This window comes from Streptococcus henryi DSM 19005 (assembly GCF_000376985.1).
Classification (GTDB): Bacteria; Bacillota; Bacilli; order Lactobacillales; family Streptococcaceae; genus Streptococcus; species Streptococcus henryi.
Map to the genome: position 1 here is coordinate 61147 of NZ_AQYA01000035.1, position 15762 is coordinate 76908.

At 37.2% G+C, this 15762-nt stretch carries 16 protein-coding genes; 13 read left to right on the plus strand and 3 right to left on the minus strand.

Going from position 1 to position 15762, the window contains the following annotated elements; genetic code table 11:
* Positions 1 to 9 precede the first annotated feature (9 nt).
* The 7 genes from F601_RS0108135 to F601_RS0108165 all read left to right on the plus strand — a co-directional run bounded on the left by F601_RS0108135 (position 10) and on the right by F601_RS0108165 (position 6634).
* Positions 10 to 735 (plus strand): metallophosphoesterase, encoded by a 726-nt coding sequence (locus F601_RS0108135; RefSeq protein WP_018165182.1) that lies wholly within the window; start codon positions 10 to 12, stop codon positions 733 to 735.
* Positions 736 to 799: 64 nt separating this feature from the next.
* Entirely contained in the window at positions 800 to 1012 is a 213-nt protein-coding gene (locus F601_RS0108140) for a YqgQ family protein (protein ID WP_018165183.1), read from the plus strand.
* Positions 1005 to 1973, plus strand: a complete 969-nt coding sequence (locus F601_RS0108145) for an ROK family glucokinase (protein WP_018165184.1) — start codon at positions 1005 to 1007, stop codon at positions 1971 to 1973. The genes F601_RS0108140 and F601_RS0108145 overlap by 8 nt, the downstream gene beginning before the upstream one ends.
* Positions 1974 to 1982: 9 nt before the next feature.
* On the plus strand, positions 1983 to 2360 hold the full coding sequence (locus F601_RS0108150; RefSeq protein WP_018165185.1) for a rhodanese-like domain-containing protein: 378 nt from the start codon (positions 1983 to 1985) through the stop codon (positions 2358 to 2360).
* Positions 2361 to 2868: 508 nt separating this feature from the next.
* The gene (locus tag F601_RS0108155) at positions 2869 to 3945 is read left to right on the plus strand and encodes a substrate-binding domain-containing protein (protein WP_018165186.1); all 1077 of its coding nucleotides are present in this window, start codon (positions 2869 to 2871) and stop codon (positions 3943 to 3945) included.
* A gap of 179 nt (positions 3946 to 4124) precedes the next feature.
* The gene (locus tag F601_RS0108160) at positions 4125 to 5627 is read left to right on the plus strand and encodes a sugar ABC transporter ATP-binding protein (protein WP_018165187.1); all 1503 of its coding nucleotides are present in this window, start codon (positions 4125 to 4127) and stop codon (positions 5625 to 5627) included.
* Between the two features lie 5 nt (positions 5628 to 5632).
* Entirely contained in the window at positions 5633 to 6634 is a 1002-nt protein-coding gene (locus tag F601_RS0108165) for an ABC transporter permease (RefSeq protein WP_018165188.1), read from the plus strand.
* A gap of 182 nt (positions 6635 to 6816) precedes the next feature.
* On the opposite strand, the gene ktrA is transcribed toward F601_RS0108165, so the two are convergent.
* Both ktrA and ktrB read right to left on the minus strand, forming a co-directional pair.
* Positions 6817 to 7488: a potassium uptake transporter gating subunit KtrA gene (gene ktrA, locus F601_RS0108170; RefSeq protein ID WP_018165189.1), complete on the minus strand. Its 672-nt coding sequence runs from the start codon at positions 7486 to 7488 to the stop codon at positions 6817 to 6819.
* 85 nt (positions 7489 to 7573) lie between these two features.
* Positions 7574 to 8947 carry a potassium uptake transporter channel subunit KtrB gene (gene ktrB / locus F601_RS0108175; protein ID WP_018165190.1) on the minus strand — a complete coding sequence of 458 codons (1374 nt, stop codon included), beginning with the start codon at positions 8945 to 8947 and terminating at the stop codon, positions 7574 to 7576.
* 190 nt (positions 8948 to 9137) lie between these two features.
* On the opposite strand from ktrB, the gene F601_RS0108180 reads away from it, so the two are divergent.
* Positions 9138 to 9857: a TraX family protein gene (locus F601_RS0108180; RefSeq protein WP_018165191.1), complete on the plus strand. Its 720-nt coding sequence runs from the start codon at positions 9138 to 9140 to the stop codon at positions 9855 to 9857.
* Positions 9858 to 9939: 82 nt separating this feature from the next.
* Here F601_RS0108180 and rsmG read toward each other — a convergent pair whose 3' ends face one another.
* Positions 9940 to 10653, minus strand: a complete 714-nt coding sequence (gene rsmG, locus F601_RS0108185) for a 16S rRNA (guanine(527)-N(7))-methyltransferase RsmG (RefSeq protein ID WP_018165192.1) — start codon at positions 10651 to 10653, stop codon at positions 9940 to 9942.
* A gap of 143 nt (positions 10654 to 10796) precedes the next feature.
* On the opposite strand from rsmG, the gene F601_RS0108190 reads away from it, so the two are divergent.
* The 5 genes from F601_RS0108190 to F601_RS0108210 all read left to right on the plus strand — a co-directional run bounded on the left by F601_RS0108190 (position 10797) and on the right by F601_RS0108210 (position 15734).
* Positions 10797 to 11333 (plus strand): YceD family protein, encoded by a 537-nt coding sequence (locus tag F601_RS0108190; protein ID WP_018165193.1) that lies wholly within the window; start codon positions 10797 to 10799, stop codon positions 11331 to 11333.
* A gap of 533 nt (positions 11334 to 11866) precedes the next feature.
* The gene (locus F601_RS0108195) at positions 11867 to 12556 is read left to right on the plus strand and encodes a response regulator transcription factor (RefSeq protein ID WP_018165194.1); all 690 of its coding nucleotides are present in this window, start codon (positions 11867 to 11869) and stop codon (positions 12554 to 12556) included.
* A 442-nt stretch (positions 12557 to 12998) separates the two neighbouring features.
* The gene (locus F601_RS12475; protein WP_018165195.1) at positions 12999 to 13925 is read left to right on the plus strand and encodes a sensor histidine kinase; all 927 of its coding nucleotides are present in this window, start codon (positions 12999 to 13001) and stop codon (positions 13923 to 13925) included.
* Between the two features lie 188 nt (positions 13926 to 14113).
* A complete protein-coding gene (gene nrdR / locus F601_RS0108205; protein ID WP_018165196.1) occupies positions 14114 to 14608 on the plus strand; it encodes a transcriptional regulator NrdR in 495 nt (164 codons plus the stop codon).
* Positions 14595 to 15734, plus strand: coding sequence for a replication initiation and membrane attachment family protein (locus F601_RS0108210; RefSeq protein ID WP_018165197.1), 1140 nt, complete (start codon positions 14595 to 14597; stop codon positions 15732 to 15734). The genes nrdR and F601_RS0108210 overlap by 14 nt, the downstream gene beginning before the upstream one ends.
* Positions 15735 to 15762 lie beyond the last annotated feature (28 nt).

The window sequence follows — 15762 nt, forward strand, 5'->3', positions numbered from 1 at the left end:
GGTTATAAGATGCCAGAAAAACTATTTATAGTCGGTGATGTTCATGGTGAGTACCAGATGTTGGAAAAATTACTGAAACATTGGCAACCAGATGAGGAAAAATTAGTTTTCTTAGGTGATTTGGGAGACCGTGGACCGGATTCTAAATCCTGTTTTCTCAAGGTTTTTGATTTGGTTCAGTCAGGTCAGGCAGTTTGTGTTACCGGTAACCACGAAGACATGTTAATCTCTTGGCTAAGTGATCCTGAAAATCGCATGTCTCATTATTTAGGAAATGGTGCAAAGTCAACCTTGGAGAGTTTTTTTGGACCGGGTATTTTGGAGCGCATGAGTCCGTCGAAAATAGCTGAGCAACTAAAACAAGATTACCCAGAATTGATTTCATTTTTGCGCCAGCTTCCCCTTTACTATGAAAATGAGTTTTGTATCTGTGTCCATGCCGGTCTTAATTTGGACTTAGAAGATTGGCGCCAAACTTCCCGTCATGATTGTATATGGCTGCGCGAAGATTTTTATGACAGCGACGAATCCTTGGAAAAAAGAGTTGTATTTGGTCATACGCCAGTTACCTATCTCCGAAGAAATGCCAGTCAGACTCAGATTTGGTCCCGAAAAAATAAGTTAAACATAGATGGCGGTGCTGCTTATGGGGGAGCTCTGCATGGTGTTGTTCTTTCAGATAAAGGAATTGAGGCAGATTATCAAATTTTTAGCCAAGACTATAACTTGAATTGAAAAAGCTATCATGAAAACTCGGAAAACGGTTGCATATTTTTGCTTTTTTTGCTAAAATCTCTATATGAAAACACTATATGATGTGCAGCAACTGCTTAAGCGATTTGGTATTATTATCTATATCGGAAAACGTCTTTACGATATTGAGGTCATGAAAATTGAGCTAGAGCGTCTCTATGACAATGGCTTGATTGATAAGGATGATTATATATTGGCTGAATTAATTTTGCGTCGTGAGCACAGAATAGAATTAGAAAAGGAAAGCAAACATGACTAAAAAACTTATTGGTATCGATCTTGGTGGAACAAGCATTAAATTTGGTATTCTGACTCTTGATGGTGAAGTTCAGGAAAAATGGGCAATTGAAACAAATATTCTTGAAGATGGTAAACACATTGTTCCTGATATTGTAGCTTCACTCAAACACCGTCTTGAACTTTATGGACTTACTAAAGATGATTTTGTCGGTATCGGTATGGGTTCTCCTGGAGCTGTTGATCGCGATAAGAAAAATGTCACTGGTGCCTTTAACCTTAATTGGGCACATACAGAAGAAGTGGGTTCAGTCATTGAAGCTGAACTCGGTATTCCATTTGCTATTGATAATGATGCTAACGTGGCTGCCCTTGGTGAACGTTGGGTTGGAGCTGGTGCAAATAATCCTGACGTTGTCTTTGTGACTCTTGGAACAGGTGTTGGTGGCGGTGTTATTGCTGACGGAAACCTTATCCATGGCGTTGCAGGTGCCGGTGGTGAAATTGGTCACATCATCGTTGAACCTGAAGATGGATTTGCTTGTACTTGTGGTAATGATGGTTGCTTGGAAACAGTAGCTTCTGCAACAGGTGTTGTGCGTGTAGCTCGTAAGTTAGCTGAAAGCTATGAAGGTGATTCATCAATTAAGGCGGCTATTGACAATGGCGAAGCTGTAAGCAGTAAAGATATTTTTGAAGCAGCAGCTAGTGGTGATAAATTTGCAGATTCTATTGTTGAAAAAGTAAGTTACTATCTAGGTCTTGCTACAGCAAATATTTCAAATATCCTCAATCCAGATTCTATTGTCATTGGTGGCGGTGTTTCCGCAGCTGGGGAGTTCTTGCGCAGTCGTGTGGAAAAATACTTCCTTAAATATACTTTCCCTCAAGTTCGTCAATCAACAAAGGTAAAAATTGCAGAGCTTGGTAACGATGCAGGTATCATTGGTGCAGCTAGTCTTGCTAGCCAATTCGCAGAATAGGGAGAATCTATGTATACTTTGATTTTGACACTGGCTATTGTTCTTGTTTTCTTAGCTTGGTCAGGCTTGCGCTATTTTAGAGTTCGCAAAGCTGCAAATTATTTGAACAATGCAGATTTTGAAAAAATGTATCACGGAGGTCAACTGATTGATATTCGTGAACAAGCTGCCTATCGTCAGAAACATATTCTTGGAGCACGCAATCTTCCAGCTAGTCAATTAAAACAAAGTTTGACTGCTATTCGCAAAGATAAGCCCCTCTTCATTTATGACAGCAGCCGTAGCACAAGCCTTCCAAATGCAGTTCTTTTACTTAAAAAAGAAGGTTTTACAGATATTAATGTCCTTGAAGAAGGCTTCGAATCCTGGACAGGTAAGGTTAAATAATTTAGTTAAACTCTGTTCATTTTAAGAATTATATTTGTTCCATATGACTAAGAGTGAGTCGTCTCGCCAGAAGTCATATGGAACTTTTTGTTTGTTAAGGAGATTTGATATAGTCGAATGAAGAGCTTCCAGACCAGGATCGCTCAAACAGTCAGGGAAGTGACTGTTTGAGGTGGGTCTTAGGGAAATGTCTTTCTCTCAGCTGAGAGGACGGCAAGACGAAAGTGACCATGTATCAAAGCTCTTCAAATGACTATAAATATGGATTAAACTTTCAGACTTACAGATAATATTGCAAAGGAATGACTTGAACAAAAAAGTATCATACTTTTTTGCTTAAGTCATAAATACAAAGACTATTTCCAAATAAACAAATAAAAAAGGATTAATAGAAGTTTAAGTATTAGGAAGAAACCTATTTTTAGCTTTGCTATAATTAACTTAAAATTAATAAGGAAAAAAGGTAGTCTATTTAAAAGTCAAAATGACTAACCTGAAAGGAGAAACAATGAAAAATATGAAGAAATTATGGGGTGTTATAGTAGCAGCGCTTCTTATCCTAACACTGACAGCCTGTGGTTCGTCATCATCAAGTAAGGGGAGTGATGGTAAGACTCATCTTTATGTTTTAACTGCTTCTGAAGATCATGGTTGGACAGGAAGTGTGGCAACTTTCGCCAAAGAAAAAGTTGAAGCAATTAATGAGGAAGGTAAATATACAGCTGAATTAATTACCTCATCTGATGCTTCTGAACAAATTACAACAATTGAAGATATCGTTTCAAAAGGTGAAGAAAATATTGCCATTGTGATCCAACCTTTGGATGACACTGTTCAATCTGCAGTTCAATCAATTGTAGATGCAGGCATTCCTTATGTTGCCTTTGACCGTATTATCTCAGGTTTGGAAAGCACAGCAGTATCCAATGTAAAAGGAGATAATACAGGTATAGGGGTAGCAGCTGCTGCATACTTTGTTGAAAAAGGGTTGACACCTGGTGAGGCTGTCTATGTTTATGAGGGAGATACCTCATCTGTAACATCACTTCGTAACCAAGGTTTTGTTGATTATTTAACTGGAAATGCCGAATTTAATGGTGAAACTATTTCAGAAGACTTGAAATGGTCAGAAAAAGACCTTAAAGCAGTAACTTATTCTGGTGCTATGAACTGGAGCCGCAGTGATACAAAATCATCATTCGAATCACTTATGGGTGACAGTTCAAATGCTGACATTAAATGGTTCTATGCTCAAGATGACGAATTAAGTATGGGTATTCTTGAAGCTCTTCAAGGTGGTGGTATCGATGATGCTACTAAAAAAGCCTTTCTTGCTAACAAACCAGTTATTTCAGGTTGTGGTGGCTTGAATGAATTCTATGAGGTGCTTCGTGGCAATTCATATACAGACCTTGCTTCACAACTTGGAGGTCTAGTAAGTGTAACTTACAGTCCATCGATGATTCAAACAGCTATTCAAGATATGGAAGACCATTTAGCAGGTGAAGAAGTTGAACAAGATCACGTTATCGCCTGTGAAAATGTCACAAGTGAAAATGTAGATAATTATCAAGCATTCGATTAATAAATGACCAAGAGGGCTTGTATCAAGAATGATGCAGGTCCTCTTGACTCAGAAATAAAACTCAAATTAAAATCAAACCGAGAAGTGAGACCTAGGTATACTAGAGTATGATAAGTCGAAAGAGACATCTATCAGTTTGATTTTAAAAGAGTATGAGATAGTATTTGGGGGAGAAGGCAATGGCTTTGCTAGAAATGAGAAAGATTCAAAAAGCATTTAATGGTATTCCTGTTTTAAAGGGAGTGGATTTAACTGTTGAAAAAGGTCAAGTTCATGCTTTGCTAGGTGAAAATGGGGCTGGTAAATCTACTCTGATGAATATTTTAACGGGTGTACTCACAAGAGATGCTGGAAAGATTGTTTTTGAAGGTAAGGAATTGGAAAACATTAGCATCAAACAATCTGAGGAACTAGGCCTTGCCTTTGTCCACCAAGAACTCAATCTTTTTAATGATCTAAAGGTTTTTGAAAATCTATTTTTAAATCGTGAATATACCAAGTCATTTGGCAGGCTTAACAAAAAGAAAATGCGTCAGGAAAGTCTAGAACTATTTGAAAGTCTAGGGGTTGATATTGACCCAGACGCTTTAGTGGCAGACTTAAAAACAAGTCAAAAGCAGCTGCTTGAAATCTGTAAGGCCTTGTTATTGAATGCCAAACTTCTCATTTTAGACGAACCCACAACATCTTTAAATAATAAGGAAGTAGAACATCTTTTTAGCATTATCAATCGTTTAAAGGAGGATGGGAAATCATTTATTTTCATTTCGCATAAAATGCCAGAAATTTTCACCATAGCTGACTGCTACACGGTCTTTAGAAATGGGGAGTTTATCGCTTCAGGTCTTATTTCTGAAACAAGTCCCCAAGATGTAACAAGTCTGATGGTTGGTCAGTCTTACCAATCTGAGGAGGTTTATCATCAACGTGAATTAGGTGAAGAAGTTCTTCGTATAAGCCATCTAACTGGTCAAGGTTTCAATGATATTAATTTTGCTGCTAAGCGTGGTGAGATTATTGGCCTCACAGGTCTTCAAGGAAGTGGCAGCAGTGAACTTTTGCAGGCTATTTTTGGTTCATCAAACGTTTTTTCTGGGGATCTAGTCGCCTTTGGGCAGAAAGTGCCTAAAAATTCCATTCATAAGGCTATGAAGGCAGGAATTGCTATGTTGCCTAATAACCGAAAAGAAAATAGTGTCCTTCCAGATTTGTCTATTATGGATAATATGACTGTCTCAGAGCAGACTTTGTCCAGCTTACATTTTCCAGTTGAAAAGAGGAAAGACACAGAGAAGTATGATAAATACAAGTCACTATTGAATCTAAAAGCACATAGCAGCAATGATCTCATCACATCCTTATCGGGTGGAAATCAACAGAAGGTATTCATTGCAAGATGGTTGAATACTGATTCCCAAATCCTATTATTTGATAATCCGACCCAAGGTATTGATGTTGGTGCAAAGGCTGAAATTTATCAACTCATTCTAGATTTAGCTAAATCTGGACGCACCATCCTTATTAATAGTCTTGAAATTCCTGAAATCATGAAAGTTGCAGATCGTTGCTTAGTTTTTTATGATGGTCAAATTATTAAAGAATTGAGTCATGATGAAATCAATGAACATAAAGTTATGCTAGCTAGTGTGGGTATTAAAGAAGAAAGAAATGAAGTGGGGTAAGTAAAATGAAAAAATTGGGAAGAATTTGGACTGAATATAATTTTATCTTTGTCCTACTAATTATTTTCTTAATCTACATGGTTACCAGTTCAGGTTTAACTTGGAGTGGTACTATGAATATTTTCCGTCATAGCGCAGTTATTGGAATTGTAGCCCTAGGTATGGGACTCATTTGTCTAACTGGCGAGATAGATTTGTCAGTCGGGTCATCCTTAGCGCTTACAGCTGGTGTCTCTGTTATGACTTTTAATGCGACAAATAGCATTATATTGACACTACTAGTTGCTTTGGTTTTTGGAGCCCTTTGTGGCTTTATTAATGGTTTTTTTGTCGGTACTATTGAAATGCCAGCCTTTATTGTCACCCTAGCGACCATGTTAATCTATCGTTCCTTTGCCCAGTACATTAACCAGCATGTCGATAAGGCATTAATTGGTGGTGGAAGCAGTGTTTATAAAATGGATGCTACTACTGAAGCTTATCGAAGTCTGTTTGGTTTTGGTAATGGTAAACTAGGAACGATACCTATTGTTGGGCTTATTCTTATCTTAGTGACCCTACTTTTTGTTTTTATTGCCAGCAACACTAAATATGGCAAGAAAGTATATGCTATAGGATCTAATTCAAAAGCGGCAATTATGAGTGGGATTAATGTTCCTTTGATAAAAGTCTCAGTCTTTACAATTGCTGGTCTTTTAACAGGGCTTGGGGCATTTTTATGGATTGCCATGAATGGTAGCGCTGACCCTGCAACAACGGGGAACAGTTATGAGATGTATGCCATAGCTTCCGTTGTTCTTGGAGGCATTGCCATGAGCGGCGGACGAGGTAAAATTCTAGGCGTCCTATTTGGAGCCATGTCCTACACTGTAGTAGATAAGATTATTGTATCTTTGAAAATGGATTCACTGATTAATAATGCCATCAAAGGTGTCATCTTAATCCTAGTTATTTTGATTCAAGTAGAAGGACCAAAAATTCGTGAACGTTTGAAAATTAAACAGTAGAAAGAACTTTTTTATACTCAAAGAAATTCAAAATGAGACTAAGCAAGCCGCCGCAGTCATAGTGGTAGGCAGGAAGGTTTAACGACGTTTCATTTTGATTTTCGAAGATTATTAGCTATTTATAGAAAGTAAAAAAGCCTTGGAATTCCAATGCTTTTTTCGTATTCAATAGTTGCTTGGCATTAACGTAAATAACCTAAATAATCAAATTTTTCGAAGGTGTCACTGCTTGTGATAGCTACAAGGTCAGTATCAGGTTCTAAGGCTAGGTTAGGGTTAATATGGGTATTTAATTTAGCTGAGTTGCCGACACGGAGTCCAAGGACATTGATGTCGTACTTTTTACGGACATCTAACTGAGCAAGGGTTTTACCAACCCATGAATCCGGAATAGAGAAATCAATCATGGCAATGTCATCTTCCAGATGGATGATGTTTTCAATATGATGGCGGAGCAGATTAGAAGCGACAGCTTTACCAGAATCACGTTCTGGTGTGATAACTTTAGTGGCCCCAATGCCGTAGAGAACTTCTTCATAGGTTGCATTTTTAGCCTTGGCAATGATAGTTGGGACCCCAAGTTTCTTACAATGCATAACAGCTAAAACAGAAGATTCTAGGTTATTACCAGTAGCAATAACGACCGTATCACATTGATCGACACCAACTGCTTTAAGAAAGTCGCTATCAGTAATATCGCCAACTGCAGCCTTAGCTACAAAATCTGCAACTTCTTGAACATGGCTTGGCTTGTTATCTAAAGCGATAACATCCTGACCGAAATGGCTGAGTTCATCGGCGACAGTACGACCGAAAATTCCCAGACCAAGAACACCAATAATTTTTTTAGTCATTTTATACCTCTTTTAGTAAATAAAAACGGGTGATAGGGAGCCTTCTATGAGGAAATATGATTCCTTTGATATAGTTTCAAGAACACTAGCCCACACTGATATCAGTTGGAGCATAGTGAATATCTTTTCTTTTTCGTTGGAGAAGGCTAAGAAGAACTGTTATAGGCCCAACACGTCCAACGAACATCATGACAATGATAATAATACGACCTGCAGTTGATAACTGAGGGGTTAAATCCATTGAAACACCGACGGTAGCGATAGCTGAAATGGACTCAAAAATCAGTGACATGGGGTCAAGACCAGGTTCCACTTGGAGAAGCAGAATATAACCAGTAAAAAGAATAGTGAAATAAAAAATAAGAACCGTTAAAGTTTGTTGGATAGTTTTGCTAGAAATGATACGATTACGGAAGGTTACTTCTGATTGCCCTGCTAACTCAGACTTAAAGAGCAAGTATGTAATGGCAGCAGTTGTTACCTTGATACCACCTGCTGTTCCTCCAGGAGCCCCACCGACAAGCATCTGAAGCATATAGAGGATATTGGTGGCGGGTCTTGTATCCAGATAAGAGATAGACGCAAAGCCCGCAGTTCTCATGGTTACAGTCTGAAATAATGAGACCATTAATTGTTGAAGAGGGTTTAAATCTCCAATCGTTTTTGTGTTTCCAATCTCTGTCAGCCATGTCAAAATCGTTCCTGAAAGAAGTATGAAGCCACTTGTATATAGTACTAATCTTGTTTGATTGCTTAGTGGGCGAATAGCAGAGCTGAAATGGCGAGGCTTTTGGCTGAAATAGCGTTTGACTGTATGAGCCAAGTCAATCCAAACAGCAAAGCCCAGCCCACCGCTGATAATCAAGCCTATAATAACCAAATTGACCAGAGGATTGAGGACAAATCCTTTTAAACTTTCAGAACCAAGATTATCAAAACCAGCATTACAAAAAGCTGAGATAGCTAGGAATATGCTGTTAAAGATTCCGTGTCCCCATCCGAAGCGAGGGATAAAATCAAACATCAAAACCAGCGCAGCTATTATTTCAATAATAAAGGTGAATTTATAAACATGAAATAAGTAGTGTCGTAAGTTCCCGCTATCTGGTCGACTCAAGGCAGATTGTAGCAGGGTCTGTTCAGAAATATCAATTCTCTTTCTGAGTGCAAACATACTAATGGCAATGAGTGTCACCAAACCAAGTCCACCAATTTGCATGAGGCACATGATAATAACTTGACCAAGCCCATTATAAACATCAGCAACTGGAACCACAGATAAACCTGTCACACAGACCATGGAGACAACATTGAAAAGGTGGTCCAGCAAATGTGTTTCAGGCGCATGAGCATAATGAGTGATAGGTAAGGATAGTAAGAAAGTCCCTATTAAAATGACAATAAGAAAACTAAAGCTCAGCCTTTGAGTGACTGATAATGATTTATATGATGAAAACAACTTTACAATCCTTTCCAATAAAGAGTCTTAGTTTGTAAGTTGAGGGGAACATGTCCCAGACTTAGCCCTCTGAATGGAGGCGCTTATAAATGTCTATATCATAGCAGAAAAGATAGAAAAAGGCTAGTCTTGACATGATTATTTGGAGTGGTAAAATAAACAATTAAAAGCTAGTATCAAGGAGCAGCAAATGAAAAAAATAAATGCCTTTCACTTAAAACTTATTGCTATCATTGCTATGCTTATCAATCATATTGGACATACCTTTGAATTTGAATGGAATCCCCCTTTCTGGGAATTTATTTATCTGGTTATCGGTCTATTAACCTTTCCAATTATGGCTTATCTTTTGGTTGAAGGTTTCTTTTATAGCCGAAATCGCTGGAAATACGCTGGCCGCCTCTTTTTATTTGGTCTGTTGAGCATGATTCCCTTCTTCTTTCTTTTTGAATTTTACTGGCCCTTCTTTAATCCTGTAAACAATATAATGTTTACTCTCATGTTTGGCATTTTTATGATGATGATTTGTGAAAAGGTATCTCAACCTATTTTGCAGGCCATTATCCTGATAGCTTTTATCTTTGTCACCATTTTATCGGACTGGAATGTATTTGGTATACCGCTAATCTTTGCTTTCTATAAAAATCATGGAAAACCAGAGCAGATTAGAAAAATAATTGTTAGTTTCTGTATTGCCATGATCTTACTATCGATACCAGAAAATTGGGATGCATCTAGTTTGGCTCAAGTATTTTCTTCCCTTGGAATCCTTGGAGTAATTCCTCTCCTCGAAAACTACAATGGTCAGCGCGGCTACTGCCCTGCCTGGGTAAAATGGGGATTCTACGCTTTCTACCCCCTTCATATCTCAATACTTTGGCTGGTACGTTTCCTTATTTTCAAATATTAATAATCTTGACTCTTAGATTGATTCTAGGAGTTTTTTGCTTCAAAAAAATGAAGAGACGAACTCGTCTCTCCAATTTTTATATCTAAAGTGGCTTTTTATTTGGCATCCCGGCCTTACGAGGGTACTTATTTGGGGTTTCTTTTTTCTTTTCGACGATTGTTAGATTGCGGCCGTCACCATTTGGGAGGCTATAGTTTTCATTGAGGCTTACTTTGGCAAATAGCAGAGCAAGCGCATTTTTAGCGTCAGCCAGTTCCTCATCAGCTGCAGCTGCCTTGAGGGCAATCAAGCGCCCGCCAACCTTCAAGAAAGGAATGGTCAATTCAGAAAGGACCTGCATCCTGGCCACCGCACGAGCCGTTACAAGGTCAAAGCTGGCGCGGAAAGTCTTATCTTGACCAAAATCTTCAGCTCTGCCATGGTAAAAATGAACACCCTCCAACTCTAATTCATCAGCCAAGAGGTTGAGGAAATTAATACGCTTATTGAGGGAATCAATGATTGTTACATCAATTTCGGGGCAAAGAATCTTCATTGGCAGACTAGGAAAACCAGCTCCAGCTCCAATATCTAAGAGTCGCACAGCCTCGTTCTTGATATGTCCTTGCAAAACTGGTGCCAGAGAATCGTAAAAATGCTTGAGGTAAACCTCATTTTTCTCAGTAATGGCCGTTAGGTTGATTTTTTCATTCCATTCAACTAGAAGTTGGAAGTAGCGTTCAAATTGTTCTTTTTGAAAATGGCTGAGCTCGAAACCAAGTTCAGCTAGTTTTTGATAAAATTCAGTAGGTGTCATACAGTCTCCTTATAATGCAACTCTATTTTACCATAAAGCTAGCAAGTCGCAAATAGACAGTATTTACTAATGATGCTTTGCCTTTTCTAATAGAAAAAAAACTGCTATAATAAAGCCAAATAAGTGAGAGAAAAGAGATTTTTATGTTTGTATTAACAGAATTAAAAAAACGTCCTGAAGGAATTACTTTTGATCGAACGCTAGAGTTGGATCAAGCTATTAAGGAGCGTAATCCAGAAATTTTGGACTTAAGAAACGTTCGTGTACAAGGGAGTATCTCATATGATAATGGTTTATACCTACTTAATTATGAGCTAACTTATAATATTACTATGCCTTCAAGTCGTTCTATGCTGCCAGTTGAATGGGCTGAAAAACAGTTGGTATCAGAAGTCTTTATTGAAGAAGCTGATGTTGCCAGTAAAAAAGAACTTGTTGAAGAGGACCTAGTTCTCATTGTTGAAGGAGGAGAGATTTCTTTATCAGAAAGTGTCTTGGATAACATTCTTCTTGCCATTCCTTTGAGTGTTTTAACTAAGGAGGAGTTGGAATCAGATGAGCTACCTTCTGGAAATAACTGGTCTGTATTGACAGAGAGTCAGTACCAAGCACTTCAACAAGAGAAAAAAGAAGAAAACAATCCTTTTGCTTCATTAACTGGTCTTTTTGATGAAGAATGAGAGCAATATCTCATTTTACAGTTTTTGGAGACATGAGATTCATCGTATTGTCTTGCTTTGAGGTAATTTGATAAAAATTTTAGACTTATTTAGAGATTAAAGGGCTGGAAATTCGTTTTCCGGCTTTTTATTTTTAAAAACTAAAAAGATAAATATTCTATGACAGTTGTAACAAAACTGTAACAAAGCAAATGAAAGTTTTCTTTAAACTTAATGAAAACTTGATTCTACAAGTTTTTTATTGAAATCGTTAACAATGATAAAAATGTGTTAAATAACAAATTGATTACAAAACTTAAAAACTCTATCATAAATTTGGGTTTTCTGATATACTTTTTTAGTACTATTGTTTACCTAGTGCAAAAGAATTAGTGCATTCAGGAAATAAGATTGCCTATCATCAAAATAACTTGTGGATATTTTTATAATTAATTAAGAATAAAGTGATAATATGTATTTAAAACAAGTGAAGTTGATAGTCTATTTTGGTAGTGAATGCCAAAAAATGATAAAAAAATAAGAAGGTTGGCGAGATGAGCAAAAAAATTCTAGTAATTGAAGATGAAAAGAATTTGGCGCGTTTTGTGTCACTTGAGTTACAACATGAAGGCTATCAGGTTACAATCATGTCAAATGGTAAAGAAGGCCTGGAAGAAGCTCTTGATAAAGATTTTGACTTAGTACTTCTTGATTTGTTACTTCCAGAAATGGATGGTTTTGAAATCACACGTCGTTTGCATGCAGAAAAAACGACTTATGTTATGATGATGACTGGACGTGATTCAGTCATGGATATTGTAGCTGGCCTCGATCGTGGTGCAGATGACTACATTATCAAACCATTTGCTATTGAAGAGCTTTTAGCGCGTGTTCGTGCGATTTTCCGTCGTCAAGACCTGGAAACATCTAAGAAAGATTCAAGTGCCAAAGGTGATTACCAAGACTTGAAAATTAATATGCAAAACCGTTCAGTTATCCGTGAAGGGGAAGAGATCTCTTTAACAAAACGTGAATTTGATTTGCTGAATACTTTAGTAAGCAATGCTAATCGTGTGATGACACGTGAAGATTTACTTGCAAATGTTTGGAAATATGATGATTCAGTTGAGACAAATGTTGTCGATGTATACATTCGTTACCTTCGTGGAAAAGTTGACATTCCTGGAAGAGAATCATATATTCAAACTGTTCGCGGTATGGGTTATGTTGTTCGTGAAAAATAGGAAGTTTTCCAGAGTCTGATTTGAAAGCTAAAGAGCGACAATCAGTAATAGCTTGTAATTTTTCACCGTAGATTCTGCAGTATATTTTGTTTTTTATAATCTTTGGATTCTAGAAAAACAGAATTAAGTAGAATAAATAATAATTTAAGTAGGAGTTCATCTGATGTAGATGAGCTCCCATTTGATGTTAGGAAGTAGGGTAAAACGTTTCATCCTTATTAAGAATAGTGGGTAAATAACATGCCTTAGAAGTCTAATTGTGATTTTTAGGCTTTTCCGAAGCCCAAGCTACCCAATTTCCATTCTTGACATCATTATTGATAGTCTTTGAAAATTAAAATAGTAGCTGATTAAGCATCCTTGCCTGCTTCAAAGTATGCCTTTGTTGGCTTGCTTTGACTGATTTTGATTTTCTTTGAGTATTGGTCTAGTGGAGAGAAAAATGATGGAGACAAAAAGTTTATTTATTGCAGTGCTGCTAGTATTGTTACTTATTCTCAGTGTTTGCTTTGTAAAAAATATAAAATTGAAGTCTAAAATGTCAGCAGTCAAAGAAGTATTAGATGAGCTTTCTACTCACCCTGACCTTTTTTCAGATTCAGAGATTTTTTCGAAAATTAATGATGAAGACTTGATTCAAAGTTTTGAAAAGTTAGCTATAGAGGTAAGTAAAGATAGAGAGACGCATCGTCGATTTGTCAGTGATGTTAACCATGAATTAAGAAATCCGATTGCTGTGATTTCAGGTCATGTTCGTCTCTTACAGCGTTGGGGGAAAGATGATCCACAAGTGTTAGAAGAGGGGCTTGAAGCTATCGCTCATGAGGCAAAACGGATGTCAATTATGGTTGCTGAAACTCTGGATACTATCCGTCTTCAAGGGACTTTTGAGGGACATAAAGATGATACGTGTGAACTGGAATCAACGATTCAAACGGTCATGGGAAATTTTAGACTTTTAAAGGATGATTTTGACTTTCAATATCAATCATCAGTTACATCACCTGTTATAGGGAAAGTCTATAAGACACACTTTGAACAGGCTTTGGTTATTTTATTGGATAATGCTGTAAAATATTCTGATGAAACTAAGTCTGTTAAAGTGTCTTTGAGTCAAGTTGAAAATGATGTGTGTATTTCAGTCTCTAATAGAGGTCACTTACTTTCCGAAGCTCAAATAGAACATCTTTTTGAGCGTTTTTATAGGACTGAGACAAGTCTGAAAAACCAGAATACACAAGCAGGTGCAGGTATTGGTTTATCAATATTGAAACAGATTGCAGATGCTTATCAACTTGGTATTCAAGTCAGCAGTCAGAAAGAGTCAGGGACTACTTTCTCTCTGAGAGTGCCACAGTCTCATGCATAAGAAGAAAGGAGCGTGTAGTTTGAACCTACATGCTTTTGCTATGGCGAAAAATATGATAAAATAAAGTATTAAGTAAACTTTGGTAACTTTATTTCTAAGGGGATTGAACAAGAGAAGCTGAAGTATTTTGTTTATCTGAGATGTTAAAAGAGTCTGCCTTTGAAAAATGATAGAATAGGGGTGTTTGCATGCGTTGTCCAAAATGTAATTATAATAAGTCCAGTGTTGTCGATAGTCGTCAGGCCGAAGAAGGCAATACCATAAGACGACGTCGTGAATGTGAACAATGCCACACCCGATTTACGACATTTGAGCGAATTGAAGAGCTTCCACTCTTGGTGATTAAAAAAGATGGTACTAGGGAGCAATTTTCTCGAGATAAAATTTTAAATGGTGTTATTCAGAGTGCACAGAAACGTCCTGTTTCAAGTGATGATATTGAGAAAGCAATCAACCGTATTGAACAAGCCGTGCGCAGTGAATATGATAGCGAAGTATCTAGTGAAGTTATTGGAAATCTAGTAATGGATGAATTGGCTGAGCTTGATGAAATTACTTATGTTCGTTTTGCCTCTGTTTATAAGTCATTCAAAGATGTTGATGAAATCGAAGAGTTGCTTCAACAGATTACAGCGCGTGTCCGTAGTAAAAAGAATAATAGTGTGAACCATGAATCCGATTGATGATTTTTTATTTGTAAAGCACAACAAAGTGACTTATAATACCACTAGTTTGATACAGCTTTACTTTCCAATTATTGGTAGCGATGCGGCGGCAGTTTATGAATACTTAATTTCATTTTTTGATGATGGTAGACACAAACATAAATTTAGTGAAATCTTAAACCATTTGCAGTTTGGTATGAGACGCTTAGAGGAAGCTTTAGTTGTCTTAACTGCTATTGACTTAATGGAACTTTATCAGACTAGAGATTCTTATTTGGTAAAAATGAAACCAGCTTTGGGAAATGAAGCTTTCTTGGCTGACCCAGTATACAGACGATTGCTTGAGATGCGTATTGGTGAGATTGCTGTCAAAGAACTGGAAGTCTCTATTCCAGAAGATGCTAGAAATATCTCCAAGAAATTTTCAGATGTTTTTGAGACAGATCAGAAAACTAATCCGACAACAGCTCAAGCAAAACCAACATTTGACTTAGCAAGTTTTCAAAGGTTAATGGCGCGTGATGGTTTGACATTCTCTGAAAATGAAAAAGCAGATGTTGTTGGTCTTTATGCAATTGCTGAGAAATATCAAATGAACTGGTTTGAAGTTTATGGTTTAGCCAATGCAACAGCTATTAACCGTAAAATTTCTCTAAAACGTATGGAAGCTAAGAAACAACAGACAAATAAAGTCGCAAATGGAGATTTTACCAATAGCGAGCGGATTGTCATCGAACAGGCTAAAAGTTTAAGCTCTTTAGCATTTCTGAAAGTTATCAAAGATTCCCGCAAGGCTGTTGTCACTAAGGCAGAACGTCAGCTTCTTGAAGCTCTGGCTCAAATGAGTTTTCTTGATGAAGTTATTAATATTTTAGTTTTGTATACTTTTAATAAGACCAATTCTGCTAATCTGTCTAAACCTTATTTAATGACCTTGGCCAATGATTTTTCTTATCGAGAAATTGCTAGTGCTGAAGATGCTATAGTTGCGCTCCGCCATTCTCCAGAAATGCAGAAAAAAGCCAATGCTAAAGCAAGTAAAAAATCAAATGTACCTGAGTGGAGCAAACAGGAATTTAAAACGGAAGCTTCTGAAGAAGAGTTGGCAGCACTCGAGGCTTTAATCCAAGGTATGGAGGACTAAGGCAAGAAGAGGTCTCTCTTTCGAGGTC